At 46.2% G+C, this 23,292-nt stretch carries 21 protein-coding genes and 1 other annotated feature; of the genes, 5 read left to right on the top strand and 16 right to left on the bottom strand.

Annotated elements, in window-relative coordinates:
* Nucleotides 1–194: 194 nt before the first annotated feature.
* From BW952_RS17785 to acsA, 3 genes are all read right to left on the bottom strand, one after another.
* Nucleotides 195–1,409 (bottom strand): sensor histidine kinase, encoded by a 1,215-nt coding sequence (locus BW952_RS17785; protein ID WP_045852634.1) that lies wholly within the window; start codon nt 1,407–1,409, stop codon nt 195–197.
* A 50-nt stretch (nt 1,410–1,459) separates the two neighbouring features.
* A complete protein-coding gene (tyrS, locus tag BW952_RS17780) occupies nt 1,460–2,722 on the bottom strand; it encodes a tyrosine--tRNA ligase (RefSeq protein WP_045852633.1) in 1,263 nt (420 codons plus the stop codon).
* A gap of 44 nt (nt 2,723–2,766) precedes the next feature.
* Nucleotides 2,767–2,978, bottom strand: a binding site (T-box leader).
* 579 nt (nt 2,979–3,557) lie between these two features.
* Nucleotides 3,558–5,276, bottom strand: coding sequence for an acetate--CoA ligase (gene acsA / locus BW952_RS17775; RefSeq protein ID WP_045851713.1), 1,719 nt, complete (start codon nt 5,274–5,276; stop codon nt 3,558–3,560).
* Between the two features lie 185 nt (nt 5,277–5,461).
* Here acsA and BW952_RS17770 point away from each other — a divergent pair, with 185 nt between their 5' ends.
* The 3 genes from BW952_RS17770 to BW952_RS17760 are packed head-to-tail and all read left to right on the top strand — an operon-like array spanning nt 5,462 to nt 7,915.
* Nucleotides 5,462–6,094, top strand: coding sequence for a GNAT family N-acetyltransferase (locus BW952_RS17770; RefSeq protein ID WP_045851712.1), 633 nt, complete (start codon nt 5,462–5,464; stop codon nt 6,092–6,094).
* A gap of 16 nt (nt 6,095–6,110) precedes the next feature.
* Nucleotides 6,111–6,758, top strand: a complete 648-nt coding sequence (locus BW952_RS17765) for an acetoin utilization AcuB family protein (RefSeq protein ID WP_045851711.1) — start codon at nt 6,111–6,113, stop codon at nt 6,756–6,758.
* A complete protein-coding gene (locus BW952_RS17760; RefSeq protein ID WP_045851710.1) occupies nt 6,755–7,915 on the top strand; it encodes an acetoin utilization protein AcuC in 1,161 nt (386 codons plus the stop codon). The genes BW952_RS17765 and BW952_RS17760 overlap by 4 nt, the downstream gene beginning before the upstream one ends.
* A 15-nt stretch (nt 7,916–7,930) precedes the next feature.
* Here BW952_RS17760 and motS read toward each other — a convergent pair whose 3' ends face one another.
* From motS to BW952_RS17725, 7 genes are all read right to left on the bottom strand, one after another.
* A complete protein-coding gene (motS, locus tag BW952_RS17755) occupies nt 7,931–8,662 on the bottom strand; it encodes a flagellar motor protein MotS (RefSeq protein WP_045851709.1) in 732 nt (243 codons plus the stop codon).
* Nucleotides 8,659–9,462: a flagellar motor protein MotP gene (gene motP, locus BW952_RS17750; RefSeq protein WP_045851708.1), complete on the bottom strand. Its 804-nt coding sequence runs from the start codon at nt 9,460–9,462 to the stop codon at nt 8,659–8,661. Before motP ends, motS begins: the two co-directional genes overlap by 4 nt.
* Nucleotides 9,463–9,489: 27 nt before the next feature.
* Complete coding sequence (gene ccpA, locus BW952_RS17745) at nt 9,490–10,488, bottom strand: catabolite control protein A (protein ID WP_045851707.1); 999 nt, start codon at nt 10,486–10,488, stop codon at nt 9,490–9,492.
* 78 nt (nt 10,489–10,566) lie between these two features.
* The gene (locus BW952_RS17740) at nt 10,567–11,643 is read right to left on the bottom strand and encodes a bifunctional 3-deoxy-7-phosphoheptulonate synthase/chorismate mutase (protein ID WP_045851706.1); all 1,077 of its coding nucleotides are present in this window, start codon (nt 11,641–11,643) and stop codon (nt 10,567–10,569) included.
* Between the two features lie 844 nt (nt 11,644–12,487).
* Entirely contained in the window at nt 12,488–12,808 is a 321-nt protein-coding gene (ytxJ, locus tag BW952_RS17735; protein WP_045851705.1) for a bacillithiol system redox-active protein YtxJ, read from the bottom strand.
* 53 nt (nt 12,809–12,861) lie between these two features.
* Nucleotides 12,862–13,563: a YtxH domain-containing protein gene (locus tag BW952_RS17730; protein WP_052698499.1), complete on the bottom strand. Its 702-nt coding sequence runs from the start codon at nt 13,561–13,563 to the stop codon at nt 12,862–12,864.
* 33 nt (nt 13,564–13,596) lie between these two features.
* A complete protein-coding gene (locus BW952_RS17725; protein WP_045851704.1) occupies nt 13,597–14,079 on the bottom strand; it encodes a DUF948 domain-containing protein in 483 nt (160 codons plus the stop codon).
* A 162-nt stretch (nt 14,080–14,241) separates the two neighbouring features.
* On the opposite strand from BW952_RS17725, the gene BW952_RS17720 reads away from it, so the two are divergent.
* Nucleotides 14,242–15,357: an aminopeptidase gene (locus tag BW952_RS17720; protein WP_045851703.1), complete on the top strand. Its 1,116-nt coding sequence runs from the start codon at nt 14,242–14,244 to the stop codon at nt 15,355–15,357.
* Between the two features lie 45 nt (nt 15,358–15,402).
* Here the strand turns inward: BW952_RS17720 and murC are convergent, their stop codons facing one another.
* The 4 genes from murC to BW952_RS17700 form a co-directional block, all read right to left on the bottom strand.
* Nucleotides 15,403–16,701 carry a UDP-N-acetylmuramate--L-alanine ligase gene (gene murC, locus BW952_RS17715; protein ID WP_045851702.1) on the bottom strand — a complete coding sequence of 433 codons (1,299 nt, stop codon included), beginning with the start codon at nt 16,699–16,701 and terminating at the stop codon, nt 15,403–15,405.
* A gap of 173 nt (nt 16,702–16,874) precedes the next feature.
* The gene (locus tag BW952_RS17710; RefSeq protein WP_045851701.1) at nt 16,875–19,112 is read right to left on the bottom strand and encodes a DNA translocase FtsK; all 2,238 of its coding nucleotides are present in this window, start codon (nt 19,110–19,112) and stop codon (nt 16,875–16,877) included.
* 221 nt (nt 19,113–19,333) lie between these two features.
* On the bottom strand, nt 19,334–20,134 hold the full coding sequence (locus BW952_RS17705; protein WP_045851700.1) for a DUF1444 domain-containing protein: 801 nt from the start codon (nt 20,132–20,134) through the stop codon (nt 19,334–19,336).
* Between the two features lie 27 nt (nt 20,135–20,161).
* On the bottom strand, nt 20,162–21,232 hold the full coding sequence (locus tag BW952_RS17700) for a M42 family metallopeptidase (RefSeq protein WP_045851699.1): 1,071 nt from the start codon (nt 21,230–21,232) through the stop codon (nt 20,162–20,164).
* A gap of 145 nt (nt 21,233–21,377) precedes the next feature.
* Between BW952_RS17700 and BW952_RS17695 the strand changes: the two genes are divergently transcribed.
* Nucleotides 21,378–21,698 carry a PepSY domain-containing protein gene (locus BW952_RS17695; RefSeq protein ID WP_045851698.1) on the top strand — a complete coding sequence of 107 codons (321 nt, stop codon included), beginning with the start codon at nt 21,378–21,380 and terminating at the stop codon, nt 21,696–21,698.
* Between the two features lie 37 nt (nt 21,699–21,735).
* On the opposite strand, the gene trmB is transcribed toward BW952_RS17695, so the two are convergent.
* Entirely contained in the window at nt 21,736–22,383 is a 648-nt protein-coding gene (gene trmB, locus BW952_RS17690; protein WP_045851697.1) for a tRNA (guanosine(46)-N7)-methyltransferase TrmB, read from the bottom strand.
* On the bottom strand, nt 22,367–23,194 hold the full coding sequence (locus tag BW952_RS17685) for a phosphotransferase family protein (RefSeq protein WP_045851696.1): 828 nt from the start codon (nt 23,192–23,194) through the stop codon (nt 22,367–22,369). The genes trmB and BW952_RS17685 overlap by 17 nt, the downstream gene beginning before the upstream one ends.
* Between the last annotated feature and the right edge of the window lie 98 nt (nt 23,195–23,292).

Raw genomic sequence — 23,292 nt, 5'->3', positions numbered from 1 at the left:
CGCAGGGCGAAGACTCGGGAGGGATCAGGCGGGTCAGGTGAGATCCACTTTTGGAGCGTAGCGACAAAAGTTAGCTCACCGCCCGCCCCTCCGAACGCGAAGTCCTGCAGAAGCCGCCCGAACCGTGTTCGCACAAGCATAGTAGCGTTGAAAAAGAGAAGTAGTCACCTGCTTTTCATTGACATGTTCTTTTGTTATTTATCATATGAAGGAAACTGGACGGTTACGGTTGTTCCCTTTCCAGGTTCACTCTGGAACTTCATTGTTCCATTGTATTTCTTCACAATGTTAAAACAGATCATAAGGCCGAGACCTGTTCCTTTGCTTTTTAATGAATAAAATGGTGTACCCAGGGACAATATCTGTTCCTGGGTCATGCCATTGCCGCTATCGCTCACTTCTATTTCAACGACAGGCCCCTTTTGCACGGCCGATACTCGCACGGATGAATTTTCCGTAGACGCTTCGATTGCGTTTTTAATCAGGTTCACAAACAGCTGCTTGAATTCCATGCTATTCGCCGCAATCATACACTCGTCCTCTACGTGTAATTCAATTTGATTGTGATGCATGAAGCCATATGAAGCAAGCAGACTTGTCACACTGTGCAAGTCTGCCTTTGCATTTACTTTTTCCACTGTAACGGCTTTTGCCGGTGCAGATACGGCTAAAAACTGGGCGATGACTTCTTCCGCAGCATCCAGCTCCCCAATCATTAACGAAAAACGCTCCTTTGTGTTATGGTCGATGTTTGAATCCTGCTCATACAGCTGCAAGAATCCCTTCACTACCGTTAACGGGTTGCGTATTTCGTGCGCTACGGCCGCGGCCAGCTGACCGGCTGTTTTAATTCGTTCAGATTGCTGAATCTGTTCATAATAAAGCTGCTGCTTTTTCATACGCTCATGCGTTAAGTAATAAAGCGTGTAAAGCAGGATTTGGCTTCCGAAAAAGTTGATCAGGTTGCCAACCGGGTCCTTTTGAATAAAGGTAAAGGCATGCCCTTGATCAATAAATATCGAAAAAACGAAAAAAACGGTGAGCGCTATCGTGTTTAAAGCAAGAGAAAAATAAAACAATTTAGAATCGAAAAAGAAAATGGACACGAGCGGAATAAGCGCAATGTACAAAAAGGTCGACCACGTGTCCGGATATAAAAAAAACAGCGTATAAAAATAAACCGATGCCATAGCAATAATAATAATCCGCATGCTACGATTTGGTAAAGCAGGGTAGGCAAGCAACAAGATGGAAATAATAGCCACCAGAACCGCGTGGAAGAAAAATCCGGCCTGATTTGTATGCATATGAGGGTTTTCCCATAAAACCCCCATCCACATCGCTGCAATGACCGCACTAATTCCAGCATAATAAATCTTCCGGTTTATATCACTTTTCACTTTCATCATGGCTGCACCTTCTCTTATAGAGTACGACGAACATTTTTATCGGCCAATCTTTAATGGCTGTATTGAATGAAGAAATATTTCTTTTTCCCGCGTCGGATCACCGTAAATCGGCCGTCCATCTTATCTGATTCTGACAATACGTAAGCGGTGTCTGTCATTTTTTCGCCATTGATCGATACAGCTCCATTTTGCACATCTTCCCGTGCCTGTCGTTTTGATGGAGAAATGCCCGCATCAACAAGCAGATCGACAATGCTTGGAAGTTCACCTGCCACTTCAAAGGTCGGCACCCCTTTTAACCCTTGCTCGATCTCACTGGCAGATAATGATTTAATGTCACCGCTAAACAGTGCTTTTGTTATATTGATGGCTTGGTCCAGCGCTTCCTGTCCGTGAATAAGACGCGTCATTTCTTCGGCCAGTGCCTTTTGTGCTTTACGTAGATGCGCTTCCTCTTTCATAGAAGCTTCCAATGAGTCAATTTCTTCTTTTGAAAGAAACGTAAAAATCTTTAAGTACCGGATGACATCTGCATCCGCTGTGTTAATCCAAAATTGGTAAAACTCATATGGCGATGTTTTTTCCGGATCAAGCCAGATTGCGCCGCTTTCCGTTTTCCCAAATTTGGTTCCGTCCGCCTTTGTGACAAGCGGAATCGTAAATCCAAATGCCTGATCCCCTTCTGGATTCATTTTGCGAATCATTTCAAGACCCGTTGTAATATTGCCCCATTGGTCGCTTCCGCCAATCTGCATACGGCATCTGTAATTTTTGTGAAGGTAGTAAAAATCCATCGCCTGCAAAATGGTGTAAGCAAATTCTGTGAACGAAATGCCGCTTTCAAGGCGTGACGAGACGGTATCTTTCGCCAGCATATAGTTCACACCGATGTTCTTTCCGAAATCACGCAGGAAGGTAACAACATCCATCTTACCGATCCAGTCGTAGTTATTAACTAAAACAGCACCATTATCGCCTTCGACTGAAAAGATTTTTTCCAGCTGCGCACGCAAGCCGTCTACATTTTTTTGCACCTGGTCCATCGTCTGCAAAGAGCGCTCTTCTTTTTTGCCACTCGGGTCCCCAATCGTACCTGTCGCCCCGCCCACCAGGACGATCGGTTTATGGCCATGGTTTTGAAAGCGGCGCAGCGTTAAAAAAGGAAGCAGATGCCCGATATGCATACTGTCAGCAGTTGGGTCCACACCGCAGTAAAGAGCAATCTTTTCTTCGCTCAGCATTTTTTCAATGCCTTCTTCATCCGTTTGCTGGTAGACAATCCCTCTCCATTTCAACTCTTCTAAAAATTCCATGTTATTTCCTCCTTATTCAAACAAAAAAACGCCCCTGCAACATATGCAGGGACGCTTTTACGCGCGGTACCACCCAAGCTTGAGAAACCATTCTCCACTCTAAACCGGTAACGACGGCAGACGTCAGCCGCTACTATTCCTTCGCGGTGAAAGCTCCGGGAGGTAATTCATCTCACTGTTTGTGCTTTCTTCCACCAGCCGAAAGCTCTCTTTAAAACAGGGACAGGAGACTACTTATTCCGTTCATTGCTTGTTTATTTAAATATAAATCACATTTTAGCCCGCACCGTTTCGTTTGTCAAATAAGAATTTTCATCTCAGAGTAAATAAGAGTCTGAGACATAGCGGTGAGGGCAGACAGTGAATTCGAACAACCCAGTAGTTGAAAGCCTTTATTCTTTTCTTTTTCTGGAAAAGCACATACAGGGGCTCCGGGCTGCCGGCTCCGCTTTCCTGCTGGGCGAACGCTGAACCAGCCCAAAGACCGTGGCTGTTTCAGCCTGTCCGCTCGTCCAGCGGGAGTCTTCGCCGGCCTCCCTGCGCCCGTGGTTGTTCTAATAAAACAGTGAGGATAAAAATGATTGAAAATGGCTTATTTTCAAAAACTAACGAGCAGCTGGATGAGAAGAAGCTTCTCTTTCTCGAATGCAGGACAGAATGGTACGTTCTTTCCCGTTCCTCATGCTCTTGTTTTGGTTTTATCAGCTGCTTGTCCTCCCCACTAAAGGACTCATCCCCTTCAAGATCAAAAAAGAAAGCCGAACACCTACGAGATTTTCACACGAGTGTCCGGCTTTCTCTTCTATTCAAAACCTTTTGCCTCAAGCTCCTACCATTAATCTTCCATTGTCGAAAGGTCTCCTGTTGGCAAGTCGAGCTCCCATGCTTTCAAGACACGGCGCATGATTTTACCCGAGCGTGTTTTTGGCAGCTTGTCACGGAACTCAATTTCACGCGGTGCAGCATGTGCAGCAAGTCCATTTTTCACAAACTGACGAATTTCTTCTTTTAATTCATCTGATTGCTCATAACCGTCGCGCAGCGCCACAAACGCTTTAATAATTTCGCCCCGCACTGGATCCGGCTTTCCGATGACACCAGCTTCTGCGATCGCCGGATGTTCGACGAGCTTGCTCTCGACCTCAAACGGCCCTACGCGCTCACCGGCAGTCATAATTACATCGTCTACACGGCCCTGGAACCAGAAATAGCCGTCTTCGTCCATGTAAGCGGAGTCGCCTGACACATACCAGTCGCCCGGCATAAAGTATGATTCATATTTGGCTTCGTTGTTCCAGATTGTTTCCATCATAGAAGGCCAGCCTTTTTTGATCGCCAGATTCCCCATTCGGTTTGGCGGCAGTTCATTGCCCTGATCGTCCACAATTGCCGCTTTAACCCCCGGAATCGGCTTGCCCATTGACCCTGGACGGATATCCATAGCCGGATAGTTACAAATAACCTGTGCACCTGTTTCCGTCATCCACCACGTATCGTGAATTCGGAGGTCAAATACTTTTTTCCCCCAGCGGACTACCTCGGGATTAAGCGGCTCGCCTACACTCAAAATGTGACGCAGAGACGAAAGGTTGAATTTCTTCACGACTTCATCGCCCGCTCCCATCAGCATACGGAAAGCAGTCGGAGCACTGTACCAAACGGTAACGCCATACTCTTCAATTGTCCCATACCATGCTTCCGGACTGAAGCGTCCCCCAACAATGACGTTTGTTGATCCTGTCAGCCATGGACCGAAGATGCCGTACGCTGTTCCCGTTACCCAGCCCGGATCGGCTGTGCACCAGTACACATCGTCCTCCTGAAGATCCAGCACCCATTTCGCCGTCTGATATTGCTGAATCATTGCATTATGTACGTGTAAGACCCCTTTAGGCTTGCCTGTTGATCCGGATGTGTAATGAAGAAGCATGCCGTCGTTCCGGTCCACCCATTCAATGTCGAATTGATCCGAAGCTTCTTTCCATTTGGCCAGAAAGTCAACATGTTTGTCATCTTCCTCCACCTGGTCTGCCACCACAAGCACCTTTTCGAGGTTCGGCAGGTCACCAACCGGAATGCGTCCAAGCAATTCAGGCGTTGTAATGATCAATTTGGCTTCACTGTCTTCCAGCCGGTCACGAACAGCACCTTCCATAAAAGCTTCAAACAGCGGTCCAACGATGGCACCTGCTTTAATCGCACCGATTACAGCAAAATAAAGCTCAGGCGATCGGGGCATAAAAACGAAAACGCGATCCCCTTTTACGACATTTCCGTATTCTTTTAATACATTCGCTGCCTTGTTTGAATTTGCTTTCATTTGCGCAAACGTATACTGCTCATTTCGGTTTGCATCGCGGTAGTAAAGTGCCACTTTGTCTTTTCTTTCAGATTCGGCATGACGGTCAATCGCTTCATATGCCGCATTCACTTTCCCCGTTTCAAACCACGAGAAAGCTTTTTCTGCTTCTTTCCAATCAAAAGAAGCGTACGTGTCATCATAACTTTTTAAATTATAATTCCCTTGCACAGCTGATAGCGCTTCCAATTTCATAAACCGATTCCCCCTTATGTATGGTTCGTGCCCCCTCATTATATAACACATCCATTTTTTTCACAATTTATTCAAAATGAATTTTTAAAGTTTTGTTGATTCTCTGAAAGTTTATTGAAAACGCTTTATTTAACAGGCATTATTGTATAATGTAGGATATAGAGACTGAATAAGGCGGTGACCAAATGAAGCACGAAAAAACATTTTATTCAAAGGATGCTGATACTCCTGCCGGCACGCTGACTATCGAAGGCCCGGTTTCACCTGAAGCGCTTGCGGCATACGATTTTCATGAAGGACTTGTCGCTTTCAGGCAGCCCCCGCAGCAGCATGAAGCGTTAATTGAAATTGCCGGCCTTCCGGAAGGACGCATTATTATTGCCAGAAAAGACCAGACGATCGTCGGTTATGTCACGTTTCTGTATCCCGATCCGCTTGAACGCTGGTCGGAAGCAAATCTTGATAACCTGATTGAGCTTGGCGCCATTGAAGTCGCCTCTGAATACAGAGGCGCTCATGTTGGCCAGACGATGCTGCGTGTAGCGATGATGGATGCGCAAATGGAAGAATACATTACGATTACAACTGAATATTACTGGCATTGGGATTTAAAGGGTACAGGGCTGAACGTGTGGGAATACCGCAAGATTATGGAGAAAATGATGAATGCTGGCGGTCTTGTCTGGTACGCAACAGATGATCCCGAAATCAGCTCCCACCCTGCGAATTGTCTGATGGTCCGAATCGGATCAAAGGTAGATCCCGAATCCATTCAAAAATTTGACCAGATTCGTTTTATGAACCGGTTCATGTATTAAAAGGAGGTGTTTGATCATGATCGTAGAAGAAATCATGAAAATCGACATACATACGCTTGCCCCCGAGGATACGATCGCCCATGCGCTTCAGCTTTGCCGTGATCATAAAATTCGCCACATCCCTATTTTGGATCAACAGGGGCTACTGGCTGGTCTTGTAACCGACCGGGACATCAAGGATGCTACGCCATCGATTTTAAAACAGGAAAATGGCGCAGAGGAATTAAACAAACCGTTAAGCCTTATTATGGAAACTAACGTGATTACCGCTCACCCGCTTGATTTTGTAGAAGACGTCGCTGCCACCTTGTATGAGCATAATATCAGCTGTCTGCCTGTTGTTCAAAATAATGAGGTGATCGGTCTCGTTACAGAAACGGATGTTCTTCATACATTTGTTGAATTAACGGGTGTCCATCAGCCCGGTTCCCGCATTGAAATTCGGGTTGAGAACAAATCCGGTGTACTGTTTGACATTTTACAAGTCATGCAGCAAAGACGAGTAAATGTGCAAAGTGTTCTCGTGTATCCAGACCGGGAAACAGACACACATAAAGTCATTGTTTTGCGTATTCGCACCATGAATCCGGTCGGGGTGATCGATGATTTGAAAAAAGCAGGCCATCATGTGCTTTGGCCAAACATGCCCGGAGTCTGCACATGAAGCACGATGCTGTTTTCGTGTATTCGGACCAGCTCTTGCGTTACCGTTTTTCAGAACATCACCCCTTTAACCAATTTCGTCTGACGCTGACCATCGATTTACTTCATCAATTAGGTGCACTCGATCACAGCAAAATCATCGAACCGCGAATGGCAGCCGATGAAGAGCTGACACGTATTCACGACCGCGAATACGTGGAAGCTGTGAAAAAAGCCGGTCGTGGTGAACTGTCGGAATCGGCGGGAGAAGGTTATGGTCTCGGCACGGAGGATACCCCGATGTTTAAGGATATGCACGAAGCCAGCGCATACCTTGTAGGAGGCACGCTAACGGCCGCTGACATGGTGATGAAAGACCAGGCAAACCACGCTGTTCATCTCGGCGGGGGACTGCATCACGGCTTCAGAGGCAAGGCTTCAGGATTTTGCATTTATAATGACAGCTCCGTCGCGATCAAATATTTGCAAGATACTTACAAAGCCCGTGTTCTGTATATCGACACAGACGCGCATCACGGCGACGGTGTTCAATGGTCTTTTTACGATGATCCGGAGGTCGCCACTTATTCGATTCACGAAACGGGCCGGTACTTGTTTCCCGGCACAGGGAATGTAAATGAACGGGGACATGGCCAAGGCTACGGCTACTCATTTAACGTACCGCTTGATGCTTTTACGGAAGATGAGTCCTGGCTTCATTCATATGAAACGACTCTCCGTGAAGTGGCACACTTTTTCAAACCGGACGTCATTCTCACGCAAAATGGAGCCGATGCCCATTACTACGATCCACTCACTCATTTATCGGCAACGATGGATATTTACAGGAAAATCCCTGCGCTTGCGCATGAGATTGCCCATGAATATTGCGACGGCCGCTGGATTGCGGTTGGAGGCGGCGGCTACGACATTTGGCGGGTCGTTCCGCGTGCATGGTCACTGCTCTGGCTTGAGATGACCGGACAGCAGCATTTAGCGGAATCCTTCCCGCAGGAGTGGATCACGAAATGGCAGCCCAATGCACCTCATCCTCTCCCTTCTTCGTGGAATGATCCAGCGGACATGTACCCAGCCATCCCAAGAAAAAGCGAAATAACAGAAAAAAATCAATTAACCGTTGAAAAGCTGCTGTATCCGATTCGTGATCAAAAAAAATAACCGAACAAGCACTGCCTATCGATCAGGCGGTGCTTGTTCGGTTTTTTCTTCTAAATCCGGGTCCATAATAATCATTTCCACCCGTCTGTTTTTTCGCCTGTTTTCTTCTGAGCTGTTCGGCGCAATGGAGCGTGTGTCTGCGTAGCCCACCGCCATAAAGCGGGCCGGAGACAGTGCATGCTCCTCAATAAAATAGCGGATCACACTTGACGCCCGGGCAGAAGACAGCTCCCAGTTAGATGGATAGCGTTCATCCTGAATCGGCACATTGTCTGTGTGTCCTTCTACTTTGATCATATTGGGCAAACCTTTAAACAGAGCGCCTATTCCATCTAAAAAAGGATATGAAACCGGCATAAGCTCCGATTCGCCGCTTCCGAACAAAAATTGTTCGTTTAACACAAGGACAACGCCCCGCTCATCCCGTGTTACATCTGCTGTTTGTTCGAGGCTGTTTTCCTTCAGGAATGACTGCACCTTTTCATACAATTCATCCAGGTCCGACTGGCCGCCCGCCTGCTGCTGTTCATTCGGGTAGTCCCCTGGAACAATGGAAGGATTTTCATCAAATGCGGCCTGCTGTCGAAAAGAATTAGCCATCGACTGAAATTTCACATTGTCGATTTGCGACATAGAAAACAGCAGAATGAAAAAAACGAGTATCAGCGTCACTAAGTCTGAAAAGGTAACCATCCATTTTGGCGCACCTGATGCTTTTGACTGGACTGGTCTTTTTTTCCGTTTCATCCTTCAGCCGCCTCGCCTTTTTTCTTTTGTTTTTCAGACGAGTCATCTCTTAAAAAGACGCTGAGCTTTTCGCGAATCATATTCGGGTTTTGTCCGGACTGAATAGCCGCTACCCCTTCAATCACAATTTGCCGGTAAAACACTTCCTCTTCTGTTTTCAGCTCCAGTTTCGATGCCATTGGCAAAAACACCAGGTTCGCTAAAAGAGAGCCGTACAACGTAGTGAGAAGGGCTATGGCCATATTCGGTCCGAGAGACGCTGGATCATTCAGGTTTTTCAGCATTAAGACGAGACCAATCAACGTCCCAATCATTCCCCATGAAGGCGCGTATTCGCCTGCTTTTTCTACGATAAGCCTTCCTTTGCGGTGACGGTCCTCAAGCGCATCCACTTCAGCTGTCATAATATCGATCAGCTCTTCCTGCTCGATTCCGTCAACCGCCAGTAAGATACCCTTTCGCAAAAAAGGCTCGTCCTCCTGCTGCAGGTTCGCTTCTAATGATAAAAGCCCTTCTCTACGGGCTTTATCAGATAAATGAATGAGCCGGTTGATCAGGGCCGGAATGTCGTGCGGTGCTTCCATAAAGGATTCTCTCATTACAAAAAAGAACCGTTTCATATCTTTAAGGGGAAAGTTGATAAGTAAAGCGGCTGTTACGCCGCCAATCACAATTAAAAACGAAGCAAAATCAACAAATGAGGCAAATCCTGAAGCACCGCTGTTAGAAACAACAGCAAACGCAATAAGTGTTAAGCCGATCGCCATTCCGACCGGTGTTAACATGTCCAGCTTTTTCATTGTATGACACTCCGCCTCCGTTTTTTATTATGCTTTTGTCGACCCCCGCTTTTCAATACGGTGCGGCAGAACCACTACCGGGTTTTCCACTTCTTCTTTGTTCATTAGTTTTGTTAACAAGCGCATAGCCACAGCACCAATATCATATAGAGGCTGCGCAACCGCTGTCAGCTGAGGACGAACCATAAGAGAAAGCTTTGTCGAATCAAAGCTGATCACTTCTAAATCATTCGGAACAGACAGCCCGGCATCCTGTGCTCCGTGAACGACACCAAGAGCCATCTCATCATTGTACACAAAAACAGCCGTTGGACGTTCAGCCGCTTCGTTTAATTTTTCCCATGCTTCAATGCCGGAATCATACGTGTAATCGCCTTCTACTACAAGCTCTTCATTATAAAGACCTGCTTGTTCAAGCGTTTCTTTATATGCGGCAAGCGCATACTCCGAGCTAATGACATCGTGGAACGGACTTGCGACATACGCAATTTTCTTGTGGCCGTTGTCAATAAACGACTGAACGACTTCTTTTGCCGCTTCTTTGTAATCGATATTAACGGAAGCGATTTTTCCTGTTTTTTCGACAGATCCTGCCAATACAACTGGCACAGGCGAACGGTCAAATTCCTTTACATGCTCGTCATTAATATGATTGCCCATAAAAATGAGGCCATCTACTTGTTTGCCAAGCATCGTTTGAATCAAGTGCATTTCTTTTTCTTCGTTTTGATCAGAGTTGCTTAGAATGATGTTATATTTGTACATTGTCGCAATATCTTCAATCCCACGCGCTAACTCCGCATAAAAGATATTTGAAATATCGGGAATAATTAAGCCGACCGTTGTCGTTTTTTTGCTCGCAAGTCCGCGGGCAACAGCATTGGGACGGTAGCCCAGGCGCTCAATTACATCGTTTACTTTCTTTCTTGTTGCTGGTTTTACATTCGGATTTCCATTCACTACACGTGACACTGTAGCCATCGATACACTGGCTTCTCTTGCTACATCATAAATTGTAATATTCATTAGGGTCATTCTCCTTTTCGTTTCTTTCTCTCTATATTAACGAAAAAAGACTCCTGTGCAAACACAGGAGCCTAAATTTTATGCTTTTACTGGAACAGATTTTAAAATCTCATCGTAAAATTCATCAAATTGTTGCAAATTCATCTGTTGGGCTGCATCTGAAAGAGCTACAGCCGGGTCCGGATGAACTTCCGCCATTATACCGTCAGCCCCAATCGCTATTCCTGCTTTTGCTGCCGGCAGAAGCAAATCACGCCGTCCTGTTGAGTGCGTCACATCAACAAAAACGGGAAGATGCGTTTCCTGCTTTAAAATCGGCACGGCCGTAATGTCAAGTGTGTTTCGCGTCGCACGCTCGTACGTACGGATGCCACGCTCGCAAAGAATCACTTGATCATTTCCTTGCGCTAAAATGTATTCGGCCGCATTAATAAATTCGTCGATCGTTGCAGCTAACCCTCGCTTGAGAAGGACAGGCTTTTTCACCGAGCCGGCTGCTTTCAGCAATTCGAAGTTTTGCATATTGCGGGCACCGATTTGAATGACATCAATGTATTCGCAGGCCGTTTCAATGTCTGCCGGGTTCACAATTTCACTGACAACAGCCAGATCAAACTCATCCGCTACACGCTTTAATATTTTTAACCCTTCAAGACCGAGCCCCTGGAAGTCGTATGGAGAGGTACGCGGCTTGTATGCGCCGCCTCGTATCATTTTAAGCCCCTTGCCTTTAATGGACTTTGCCACCTCTGCTACCTGCTCGTATGACTCTACCGCACATGGGCCGAAGACAAAGGTCACATTGCCGTCTCCGACTTTATGGCCGCGGACTGTCACCACCGTATCTTCTTGTTTCTTTTTACGTGAAACGAGAAGCGCTTTTCGGTGATCATCTTCTTGAAGCTCAAGACCCGCTTTAAAGATTTCTTTGAAAATATGTTCAACCGTGGAACGTTCAAACGGTCCATCGTTTTTTTCTAATAGATTATTCAGCATGGAGCGCTCGCGGACCGGATCGTAACGGTTTACACCCTGCTTTTCTTTAATCCGGCCAATTTCCTGTACAAGCTCGGCACGCTCATTAATTAGTTGCAGCAGTTGTCCATTCATCTCGTCCACTTTGCTTCTTAGCACATCTAGTTCCTGGTTGCTCATATTTCTCATCCTTCCATCAATAGGCACCTGCCCGTTTTCACCGCAGCGCCTTTTTTCTTCGCTCGCTGCGAACTGTTACGGTTATTATAAATTATCTATTTAGAAAAGTCACGCAAAAGTTACTCTATCACTTAAACGCTTTTAAGCATTAAAGCGAAAAAAAGAGAGACTGAGTCATAACAATGAGAGCAGCCATTGAACCCAAACAATTTAGTAGTTGGAAGCCTTGATTCTTCTTTTTTCTTGAAAAAGCACAATCAGGGGCTCCGGACTGCCGGCTCCGCTTTCCTACTGGGCGAACGCTGAACCAGCCCAAAGTGCGTGGCTGTTTCAGCCTGTCCGATCGTCCAGTGGGAGTCTGCACCGGCCTCCCTGCGCCCGTTGTGGTTCTAATGAAACAGGGCAGAGATAAATGCGTAAAAACGGCTTGTTTTCAACGACTGAGAAGCGCAAGTATGAAAAAAAGCTTCTCTTTTTTCGTATGAAGGGCAGAATCGTTTGGTGCTTCCCATTTATCACGCTCTTTTTGGGTTTTACCAATTGCTTTTCCTCCCCACTATAAGGGCGGCTGGCGCAGGACGAAGACTCGGGAGGGATCACAGCGGGTTAAGTGAGATCCACTTTTGGGGCGGAGCGACAAAAGTTAGCTCACCGCCCATCCCTCCGAACGCGAAGTCCTGCATAAGCCGCCCCTACTAGAGTTGGTGCAAGCACGGTGGCTTTAAGGACGTTAATATTTTCCATCTGTTTTTCATTGACAGATTATTTTTCAACAGCAGGAAAGCCGAACGAATTTTCGTTCGGCTTTCCTTTTTATTCAAAACCCTTTTTGTGGATCTCTTTTTTATTTTACTGCAGCCAGCTGGTCCTTTGTAATCTTCCAGTGTGACTCATTCCATGCCACCTGACCGTCTTTAAAGAAAAGAACCTGCGGTGACTCGTGGCGGATGTCTGTTACCTGAGCGATGTGATTGGATAACTCACGTGATTCTTGAACAGCAATGTACACGCCTTTAGCCTCTGAAGCTGGATCGTTTACGAACGTTTCGTAAGCATCATACGCTCCTGCACTGACCGGGCATGTCGTGCTGTGCTTTAAAAGGAAGAATGGTTCCCCCGCTTCGATTAGTTCTTCATACTCTGCAATATTTGTTATTTTTTGCATGTGTAAAACTCCTTTCCATTGAAAAAGCCGGAACAAGTTCCGGCTTCTCTTTATTACTTGTTATTTGGTTTCTTATTTTGATTGTTGTTATTGTTAAAGTTATTATTTGCGCCGCCGTTTTTCTTTTTTTCATTGAAGCCTTTGTCCGCTGGATTTGCTCCTGCTTCAGATGCAGGCTTTGAAGATGTTCCGCCTGCTTGAGCAGAAGATCCTTTTGCTTTTTCTGCTTCATCAAAAGCCTTTTTTGTTTCGTCCAGCTTTGTTTTTGCTGTGTCTGCTGTAGTGTCCACTTTGTCTTTCACAGCGTCTGCTACGGTATCAACAGCTGATTTTGCTTCTTCTTTCTTTTCTTCTGCTTTTTCAGAATCAACTGAACCGTCTTCTGATGATTTAATGGATTTTACTTTATCCACAATCGCAGTTGATTTTTCCTGCACAGCACTTGTTAATGTAGAGGTTTTATCCTTTGCCGTATCTGTTAGACCGCTCGCGCGTTCTTTTAACGAGCCAGCTTGTGTATTCAAGTCGCTGCGAAGTTCTGTGCCTGACTTAGGTGCCAGCATTAAAGCAGCAGCAGCGCCTACAAATGCGCCAAACAAAGCACCGATGACGAAGTCCTTTGTATTGATCGTGTCATCGTACGCATAACGGTCTGCATTCAAGTCAAAGCTGTCATACTGTGGAGATTGAGATGCTGGGACGTTAACACCATTTTTCTTAATGTTAAATTGATCATATGTGTGTTTGTTTCTCATGAATAAAACGCTCCTCTTTTTAAATATTCTTTTTTATTGGTTGTTTTTGTAAACCGGTGCAGGAAGAGCTTCCGTCCGCACAGCTGGTGGCTGGGCTTCAGGCTTTTGCTTGTCTTCCTTGAATTTATCCATCATTTGCTTCACGACATTTCCCCACTGAACAGCCTGAGAAATTTTATACTGATTTTTTTCCATTTGCGAAGAAACAGTGGTTGTTACTTTTTTCAGTGAATGGTTTAAGTTATGAACAGATGAACCAACATCCTTCACAGCGTACACAACAGTGTTTAACTGCTCCGTTTTATGCTGTACATCCTCAGCAAGTGCGTTTGTTTTATGTAGCAGCTCTGCGGTTTCTGCCGTCACATCTTTTAATTGCCCTTCCAGGCGGTCAACTGTGCGAGACAGTGTGTCGAGCGTATTGTCGACAGATTTTAATGTTTTAGACAGGTTAATGACCAAAATCAAGAACGCGATCGCCGCAACCGCCGCGCTTAAGTAAAGAATAATTTCCACTCCGGGACACCTCCAACGTTATTGTTATGTAATAAAATTACCCCAGTGCTTAAAATATAAACACTAAATTATTTATTTCTTTTTCAACAGAAGGTTTTCCTTCTTTTTGCACAAAGTTTCTTCAAACCGTACAATAAGAAGAGACTAGGAGGATGATGATCTATGAAGGATTCACGTATTCAAACACTTGCAGCAAACTTAATTCATTACTCTTGCCAGATTCAGCCCGGCGAAAAAGTGCTGATTGAAAACTTCGGGCTTCAAAGAGAGCTTGTCACTGCACTTGTAGAAGAAGCGTATAAAGCAGGCGGGTGGCCGTATGTTTTATTAAAAGACCACCGGGTGGACCGTTCGCTTCTTATGGGTGCCGTAGAAGGCCAGTATGACTTAATGGCCGACTTTGAAGCGAATGTGATGAAGGAAATGGATGCTTATATCGGGCTCCGTGCCGGCGATAATATAAATGAGCAGGCCGACGTACCCGCTGAAAAAATGAAAATTCACGGGAATACAATTGGCAAAAAAGTGCACCGGGATATTCGGGTTCCGAAAACAAAATGGGTCGTTCTTCGTTATCCAACATCCTCTATGGCCCAGCTCGCTAAAATGAGCACAGATGCGTTTGAAGATTTTTACTTTGATGTGTGCAACCTTGATTATCGTAAAATGGATGAAGCGATGAATCCGCTTGTGGAACTAATGAACCGGACGGACAAAGTCCAGCTAAAAGGGCCTGGAACCGATTTGACATTTTCGATTAAAGACATTCCCGCAGTCAAATGTGCCGGTCATTTAAACATCCCGGATGGAGAAGTCTATACAGCGCCTGTTCGCGATTCTGTGAATGGATTTATTTCTTACAACACGCCGTCCCCCTACAACGGCTTTACGTTTGAAAATGTCAAGCTGCGGTTTGAAAACGGAAAAATTATCGATGCACATGCGAACGATGTAAAGCGGATTAATGAGATTTTTGATACAGATGAAGGTGCACGCTATATCGGCGAATTTGCGATTGGGGTTAATCCGTTTATTCACCATCCGATGCAAGACATCTTGTTTGATGAAAAAATTGACGGCAGTTTTCATTTCACACCGGGTGAATGCTATGAGGATGCCTACAACGGCAATCAATCCAATATTCATTGGGATATGGTCAACATTCAGCGTCCGGAATATGGCGGTGGTGAAATCTGGTTTGACGACGTTCTTGTACGAAAGGACGGTCTCTTTGTTCTGCCTGAGCTCGAAGGATTAAACCCGGAAAACCTCAAGTAAATAAAAATAAGCAAAAGCTCTTGCCGATGACGGCAAGAGCTTTTTTTATGCAAGCTGTCCTTCGTAGGCTGCCTGAAACTTTTGAATGTCTCCGGCTCCCATAAAAATAAGGACACTGTTTTTATGTTCTTTTAAAATCGCAGTCCCATCTTCTTTCATTAATTGCGCGCCTGGGATTTTCCCCTGTAAATCTTCAATTGTCAGCTTTCCGTGATTTTCACGGGCTGAACCGAAAATATCGCACAAGTAAACCGCGTCCGCTCCGCTTAAGCTGTCAGCGAACTCATCCAAAAACGTTTGTGTGCGTGAAAAGGTATGCGGCTGGAAAACAGCGACGATTTCACGGTTTGGGTACTTTTGACGGGCCGCATTAATCGTTGCGCGAATTTCCGTCGGATGGTGGGCATAGTCGTCAATCAACATTTGCTCTCCTGCTTTTTTCTCAGAAAAACGGCGCTTCACACCGGAGAATGTAAGCAGACGCTCTTTCACGATATCTGTATCAATTTCCTCGTAGTGGCACAGGCCAATAACAGACAGGGCATTCAATACATTGTGATCCCCGTACCCTGGTATACGGAAAGTGGCATAAAACTCATTCCGGACAAATACATCAAATGTCGTGCCGTTTTCATCAAACGCTGTATTGCGGGCCTGGAAATCATTTTCATCGCCAAAGCCGTAAAAAACGACCGGAACGTTTGCTTGAATGCTTTGCAAATAGTCGTCATCACCGCATGCAAAAATCGCTTTTTTCACTTGCATGGCCATTTGCTGAAAAGCAGACAACACATCCTGCACGTCTGCGAAGTAGTCCGGATGGTCAAAGTCAATATTCGTCATGACGGCATAGTCGGGAGAATACGATAAAAAGTGGCGGCGGTATTCACATGCTTCAAAGGCAAAATAGGCTGCATCCTTTGCTCCGCATCCTGTTCCATCACCGATCAAATACGAAGTGGGCGCTGCACCGCTGACGACATGAGCCATCAAGCCTGTCGTAGATGTTTTGCCGTGGGAGCCGGTAATCGCCACGCTTGTAAAGTTTTGAATAAAATTCCCTAAGAACGTATGGTAGCGGATAACCGGTAAATCCATCTCAATCGCACGCTTTATTTCTTCATGATCATCGCTGAATGCATTTCCGGCAATAATCGTCATGCCTTCTTGAATATTATCTGCGTGAAAAGGCAAAATTAAAATGCCTGCATCTTCAAGCGCTTTTTGTGTAAAAAATGTTTTTTCAATATCTGATCCCTGCACACTGTATCCTTTATCATGAAGAATATGAGCGAGGGCGCTCATTCCAGAGCCTTTTATTCCAACAAAATGATAGGTTGTCATCATTAAACCTCCAGCATTCTCTAGCCTTTTACATGTAGTATATGTAACGCCGTTTCATTTGAAACAGCGGGCAGTCAATCCTTTGCATTTGTTCATTATAGCACTTTTTTAAAAACGTGACTATTCCTTCAAAAAACCGGTGCCATCGCACCGGTTTGCTTATCCGTTTTTGCTTATCCGTTGGACTCGTCTAAAAAGGCGTACAGCTCTTCTTCTGTCAGGAGTACCTCACGCGGACGGCCGGCACGCTGGCCTGAAATAAGCCCTTGCTCTTCCATCATTTCAATCAGCCGTGAAGCGCGATTGTACCCTACCTTTAAATTTCTTTGCAGCATAGAGGTGGACGCGCCGCCCTGGCGGACAACCAGCTCACATGCTTCCTGAAAAAGCTCGTCCTCTGCGCTTTGAACGGCCGCTTTTTGCAAAAGGTCCTCCTGCTTGAACAAGAAGCTCGGCTCCTGCTGTTCCCGGGCAAACCGGACGACTTCGTCAATCTCTTCGTTTGTCACAAACGTTCCCTGCAGCCGTACCGCTTCACTCGACCCATTATCAAGAAACAGCATATCTCCTTTTCCAAGGAGCTTTTCTGCACCGACCTTGTCGAGAATCGTACGTGAATCAATTTGAGAAGAAACGGAAAAAGCAATGCGTGTCGGGATATTTGCCTTAATCAGCCCTGTAATAACATCTACTGAAGGGCGCTGAGTGGCTACAATCAGGTGAATGCCGCAAGCCCGGGCCTTTTGGGCAATCCGGCAAATCGATTCCTCTACTTCTCCCGGTGCCATCATCATTAAATCAGCTAACTCATCAATCACAATCACAAGATAAGGCAAATGCGGTTCATTGAATTCAGATTGCTTGACCTTTTCGTTGTACGATTTCATATCACGTACACCTGCATGAACGAACAGTTGATAGCGGCGCTCCATTTCCTCTACTGCCCATTTCAGCGCGGCGGTTGCAGCTTTCACATCCGTAATAACCGGGCTTGCCAGATGAGGAATCCCGTTGTAAGGCGTCAACTCTACCATTTTCGGATCAATGAGCAGCAATTTGAGCTCATGTGGTGCTGCTTTATACAACAAGCTGACTAAAATCGAATTAATGCAGACGCTTTTCCCTGAACCCGTAGCACCGGCAATAAGCCCATGAGGCATCTTTTGCAAGTCCAGCACAACGGGATTACCCGCAATGTCCAGACCAAGTGCCGATGCCAGCGGCGACCGACTTCGTTGAAATTCGGGCTGTGCGATAATTTCACTAATAAAGACAGGCCGGCCTTGATCATTCGGCAGTTCAATCCCAACTACCTGTGTCCCCGGAATAGGCGCTTCAATGCGAAGTGTCCGGGCTGCCAGACTGCGTTTGATGTCATCGGTTAAACTGACAATTTTGCTTACTTTTACACCGATCGCAGGCGTCACTTCAAATCTCGTGATGGAAGGACCCGTTGTAACACCGGTTACCTCTGCCTGTATGTTAAAGCTTTTTAATGTTTCATTTAAAAGGTCCGATTTTTCCTGGACCCACTTTTCGTCCGTTGCTTTTTCAGCAGGCGGCGTTAAAAACGAAATAGGCGGGCGGTTCACCTTCTCGCTGGCAACTGGAGAGGCCGGCGAAAGGACCGGCTCCTGCCGCTTCTGAACAGGCGACTGTACTTTTAATGCCGGCTTATTGATTTTTTCACGGTCTTTTTTAAGCATCACGACATTGAATGGTGAATGGCGGCGTTCACGCGGTTTTTCTGTTCGTTCCGGCTTTGGAAGCTTGCCGCTTTCATTATGAATTGGTGCAGGCTTCTCCAGGATGTGAGGCACTGGTTCGATCCGTTCCTGCCTGCTCTCCTGATGAACGGGCTTGTCCGCTTCCGCAGAAGGTTTTACTGATTCGTTGGTGAAAAGCCGCAATGGCTCATGATTGGCCTCACGCGACTCGCTTCGCACGCTGCGTGCATCCTCCTTCACCGGTCGTGCCCGAAATCCGTAAATAGGCGAAGGAATCTCCGACGGCTTAAATGGCCGAGGAGCCACCCGGCTGACGGGCTTGGCTGCTGGCTGCTGCCGAGGATAATCAGCGGCTGGCTGCTGCACGTTTTCTTTGTTTGCCGGTTCCGTCCGTCCACCACGCTGGCGAGGCGGCCGCGGTTCATCAGCCAGACTATTTTTTCTCGTCGGATACCGATACGCCACCTTGGCTGACAGATGCTGTGCAGATGACATAGATGGTGCGAGCGGAGTCATGCGCCGTTTACGTTCTGGTGGAGACGGTGCCGCATCAGCAGGCGCAACGTCTTGCGTCTCGTTCCTTTTCGGTTCTTCTTGTTTATCAGCAGTTGGTTTCATTTCTTCTTCTTCAATAATCTCAATTTCTTCTCTGAAGTAGGAGAGAATTTTTTTAATCATGCTCATTCATTACCACTCTTTCTCCTTGAAGTCTCTTTCATTGTACCAACTATATATGATTTGTTAACAGAAAAACGAAATTTTGGGAAAATAGGTGGGGAAATAAAAGCGGAATTCGGTTCATAAATGAGGACCGGCTGCCAGACACCTGCATAAAGGCTCCGGCAGTCGGCCCATTCTTCATTTTTCGGAAAAGCGCTGCTTGTCCGCTCAACCGTTTAAGCGGATCAGTCTTTGCTCGGACGGTTTTTCGCTAGAATAAAAACCGGCTCCAGATGTCCTTCTTCATACACGAAGGAGAGAGCCGTAATCGGGACGCGGCCCGCCGCAAAAAAGCTCATGGCCATTTGCGCTAATACATCATACCCTGTTTCATTGCGGATATCCCCAATAATGAGTACATCACCGTGAGGAACGGAAACGGTCATGTCTCCTTCTACCTTCTCGCTCATTTCTTTTAAAAAGCGCTCATTTAAAATACGGGTTGCATCGTAGCCATCGTTTGAATTCAAAAAATAAAACACATTCCCTGCCACCGTATCCTGCTTCATGTCCAGCGGAAGCGATCTAAGATTAAACCGGGCTGTTTCACGGATTTGATCGGCTGTCCAACTCTCTTTTGTCATCAGCTTTTCATCAATGAGACGGTATGTGGAGCCTAAATCAACAGCGTAGTAAATGCGGGTTTCAGCCGTATGCTCGTCCCAAAAAAGTGGAATCCCTTCTTCTGCCTCTACCGGAAATGAAGCCGCTCTGATTACCGGAAAAATCCGTTTTTCTTTTTCTTCCGTCATACCGGTCCCATCAAAGGCAAGAAGCGCTTCATTCACATAATAAATCGTTTCTTCCGCGGCTTTTTGAACATCGCCTTCAAATTTGGCTAATATACCGCCCAGTGCGACAGTGACCCCTTTTTTCGTTTCACTGTTTTCAACACGCATTTCTTCCTTTTCGCGGTCAAAAGCAATGGTCCGGTTTGGCTTCTGGAGCGCTTCTTCAAGCGTTTTTTTTAATTTCATTGTAGACATAGGTGCCCGCCTTTCTTATTCATCATTTTAAACACTCTTGATTGAATCTGCTGTTGCCTGGTCCATCTGCTGAACCAGCTTGACGAGGAGCTCTTTGGCAGCGTCGTAATCATCTGTATGAATGATCGATGCGTGCGTATGGATGTATCTCGAGCATATGCCAATGACAGCGCTAGGCACCCCGTTTCCAGTTGTATGAACGCGGCCGGCATCGGTTCCGCCCGGCGACACAAAGTATTGATAAGGGATATGATTTGATTCTGCCGTATCAAGAACATAATCCCGTATGCCTCCGTGCGTGACCATTGACCGATCGAAAATGCGAAGAAGGACCCCTTTGCCAAGCTGCCCGAATTCATTTTTGTCTCCGGATGCATCATTGGCCGGGCTTGCATCCAGCGCGAAAAAGAGATCCGGATTAATCAGATGAGCAGCTGTTTGTGCCCCGCGGAGCCCGACCTCCTCCTGAACTGTTGCACCGGAGTAAAGCATATTCGGCAGCTGTTTCCCGTTCAGCTCTTTTAACAGCTCAATCGCCAATCCGCATCCATAGCGGTTGTCCCACGCCTTTGCCATTATTTTCTTCGGATTCGCGAGCGGTGTGAAGGAAGAAGCCGGTAAAATAGACTGACCCGGCTTAATGCCAATGGCTTTTGCATCCGCCTGGTCGTCGGCTCCAATATCAATCATCATGTTTTTAATGTCCATCGGCTTGCTTCGCTGCGCATCCGTCAGCAAATGCGGGGGCGTAGAAGAAATGACGCCGTCTATCGGTCCTTTATCCGTCCAAATGTGCACTCGCTGTGCAAGTATCGTTTGGCTCCACCATCCGCCAAGCGGCTGAAAGCGAATCATGCCGTTTTCGGTAATGGCAGTGACCATAAAACCAACTTCATCCATATGGCCTGCCACCATAATGCGCGGCCCCTTTTCATCCCCGTTTTTCACGCCAAATACACTTCCGAGATGATCCTGAATAATGGAATCCGCATACGGCTCTATCTCTTTTTTCATAAATGCACGAACGGCATGCTCATTTCCAGGAGCCCCCGGCAATTCCGTCAACGTCTTAAACATCTCTTTTGTTTCTTGATTCATTTCTCCACGTCCTCCCGCTTTTTTCTTTTGTTCATTATACAGAAAATACGGTGGAAGGTGGAATGAAGCGCATTTTAGTTTTCTTCGTTTGCCGCTTCTTGTATACTGTAAGTGCAGTCAACTAGATAAACAGGGGGTTTTTAACATGCCAAAGTGTGATCGCGCTTCTTTTTTAATCGGGGCAGCCGCTGGAGCAGCCGCAGCCGTTTTGATCCAAAAGCAAACATCCGAATCAATGAATGTTCCGCCTGAAAAAGTGCTGAAGAAGGTAAAAGATACGTTTAAACAAAACGGTCCAGTCGACGGCTCCTGGATTCAAATGAAGCCTGAGCAGGTTGATAACAATGGATTTTCTACACTTGTATACAAAGGCGGCATCTCGCGTCCGGGTGAACAGGGCAACGAGCAGTTTGAATTTTCCGCTGACGCCAAAACGGGTACACTGTTAAACGTGCAGCCGGTATAAAGCGAAAGAAACACCCCCAAAGGCTGGGGGTGTTTTTTTATGGACGAGGCTGGAATTTGGCTTCCGACCGGTAAATGCGCTGGCCTTTTGCCGAGAATTTCTCTTCGTATTCCGTCATCACATTTCCTTCAAATCCGCTGTTGTGTAAATCCAGGCTGACGAATGTCAGCAGCATGCCGTATTCCGAGAAGCTTTTTAGTGAATACTCAAACAGGCCTTGATTATCCGTTTTAAAATGGACTTCTCCACCGTCCGGCATCAGGGATTCATATAAGCTCAAAAACGATTTGTACGTTAACCGGCGCTTAGCATGACGGGTTTTCGGCCATGGATCGGAAAAGTTCAAATACACACGGTCCACTTCCCCTTTTTCAAAATAATTCATCAGCTCTGCTCCGTCTACGTTCAACAGCTTTAAGTTTGGCAGGTCCGCTTCAATTAAACGGTCAAGTGCTGTGACAATGACGCTTTCATACAGTTCAACGCCGATATAATTGATGTGCGGATTTTGCCTGGCCATCCCGGTGACAAATTGCCCTTTTCCGGTCCCGACTTCAATATGAATCGGCTGGTCATTGTTAAAGGTTTTGTTCCACTGTCCCTTTTCCTGTTCCGGGTTCAGGACGACATATTGCGGATGCGCGTCTAGTTTTTCACGCGCCCACGGTTTATTTCTTAAACGCATCTTGCTCGCTCGCTCCATTTCCATCTAAAATAAATTGTACGTTGATTAACTCATGTAATGACTGTAAGCTTTGGTTCATGTCATGGAAACGTGTTTTCTCTCTGTTCCATTCAATGGACAAAAGAAGCTGCGCAGTCGCATACCATTTCATGCGATGAAAAAAATCGGCTGTTACGCCTTCTCCGTACTGTGACAACCAGGTGCTCCATTGCGCTCGTTCAATGTACCCGAACAGGAGTGTCCCAATATCCATAGCCGGATCGGCAATCATCGCTCCGTCCCAATCGATTAAAAACAGTTCATCCTCATCTGACAGCAGCCAGTTATGGTGATTCACGTCGCTATGGCACACGACGAGCTGAAAGTCCTGTACAGCCGGTACTTTATCTTCTAAAAAGCGAAGGGCCTCCGCTACATCGGGATGAGCGGACAGCAAATCTACCCGGGCGCGGACCTCCGCAAGTATAGCAGGTGCCATCACAGGCTGTTTGCCGAGCCGCTTCAGCATGTTCAAAAGCGGCTTAGAGGAATGGATTTTCCCCATAAGCCTTGCCACGCGTTCCGAGCTCATTTCTTCTGGCGCAAGCTCCCGTCCATTCATCCAGTGCTGGGCAGAAATCACATCTCCATTTTCAAGCCGCTTCGTCCAGACGAGTTTTGGAACAATTCCCTCGGCTGAGAGCATGGCAAGAAAAGGAGAAGAATTTCGTTTTAAAAACAATTCTTTTCCTGCGTGCCTTGCAAAAAATGCTTTTCCTGTTACACCGCCAGCAGGCGTTATTTCCCAGTCTCCGCCAAGAAAATGTTCCACAATCCCTCACCTTTTTTCACAAAAAAAGACAGCAGCCGCTTCGAAAAACAATCGCTGTCTTTTTTATTTCTTCTATCGTTCCTTATATCGTATGAAGT

This window comes from Domibacillus enclensis, from assembly GCF_900156125.1.
GTDB classification, from domain to species: domain Bacteria; phylum Bacillota; class Bacilli; order Bacillales; family Domibacillaceae; genus Domibacillus; species Domibacillus enclensis.
This window is presented reverse-complemented; position numbering and strand designations above follow the sequence as displayed.

Coding starts and splice junctions, on each gene's coding strand:
- BW952_RS17785 (WP_045852634.1), bottom strand. CDS start 1,409: ATGATGAAAGTGAAAAGTGATATAAACCGGAAGATTTATTATGCTGGA.
- tyrS (WP_045852633.1), bottom strand. CDS start 2,722: ATGGAATTTTTAGAAGAGTTGAAATGGAGAGGGATTGTCTACCAGCAA.
- acsA (WP_045851713.1), bottom strand. CDS start 5,276: ATGAAATTGGAAGCGCTATCAGCTGTGCAAGGGAATTATAATTTAAAA.
- BW952_RS17770 (WP_045851712.1), top strand. CDS start 5,462: ATGAAGCACGAAAAAACATTTTATTCAAAGGATGCTGATACTCCTGCC.
- BW952_RS17765 (WP_045851711.1), top strand. CDS start 6,111: ATGATCGTAGAAGAAATCATGAAAATCGACATACATACGCTTGCCCCC.
- BW952_RS17760 (WP_045851710.1), top strand. CDS start 6,755: ATGAAGCACGATGCTGTTTTCGTGTATTCGGACCAGCTCTTGCGTTAC.
- motS (WP_045851709.1), bottom strand. CDS start 8,662: ATGAAACGGAAAAAAAGACCAGTCCAGTCAAAAGCATCAGGTGCGCCA.
- motP (WP_045851708.1), bottom strand. CDS start 9,462: ATGAAAAAGCTGGACATGTTAACACCGGTCGGAATGGCGATCGGCTTA.
- ccpA (WP_045851707.1), bottom strand. CDS start 10,488: ATGAATATTACAATTTATGATGTAGCAAGAGAAGCCAGTGTATCGATG.
- BW952_RS17740 (WP_045851706.1), bottom strand. CDS start 11,643: ATGAGCAACCAGGAACTAGATGTGCTAAGAAGCAAAGTGGACGAGATG.
- ytxJ (WP_045851705.1), bottom strand. CDS start 12,808: ATGCAAAAAATAACAAATATTGCAGAGTATGAAGAACTAATCGAAGCG.
- BW952_RS17730 (WP_052698499.1), bottom strand. CDS start 13,563: ATGAGAAACAAACACACATATGATCAATTTAACATTAAGAAAAATGGT.
- BW952_RS17720 (WP_045851703.1), top strand. CDS start 14,242: ATGAAGGATTCACGTATTCAAACACTTGCAGCAAACTTAATTCATTAC.
- murC (WP_045851702.1), bottom strand. CDS start 16,701: ATGACAACCTATCATTTTGTTGGAATAAAAGGCTCTGGAATGAGCGCC.
- BW952_RS17710 (WP_045851701.1), bottom strand. CDS start 19,112: ATGAGCATGATTAAAAAAATTCTCTCCTACTTCAGAGAAGAAATTGAG.
- BW952_RS17705 (WP_045851700.1), bottom strand. CDS start 20,134: ATGTCTACAATGAAATTAAAAAAAACGCTTGAAGAAGCGCTCCAGAAG.
- BW952_RS17700 (WP_045851699.1), bottom strand. CDS start 21,232: ATGAATCAAGAAACAAAAGAGATGTTTAAGACGTTGACGGAATTGCCG.
- BW952_RS17695 (WP_045851698.1), top strand. CDS start 21,378: ATGCCAAAGTGTGATCGCGCTTCTTTTTTAATCGGGGCAGCCGCTGGA.
- trmB (WP_045851697.1), bottom strand. CDS start 22,383: ATGCGTTTAAGAAATAAACCGTGGGCGCGTGAAAAACTAGACGCGCAT.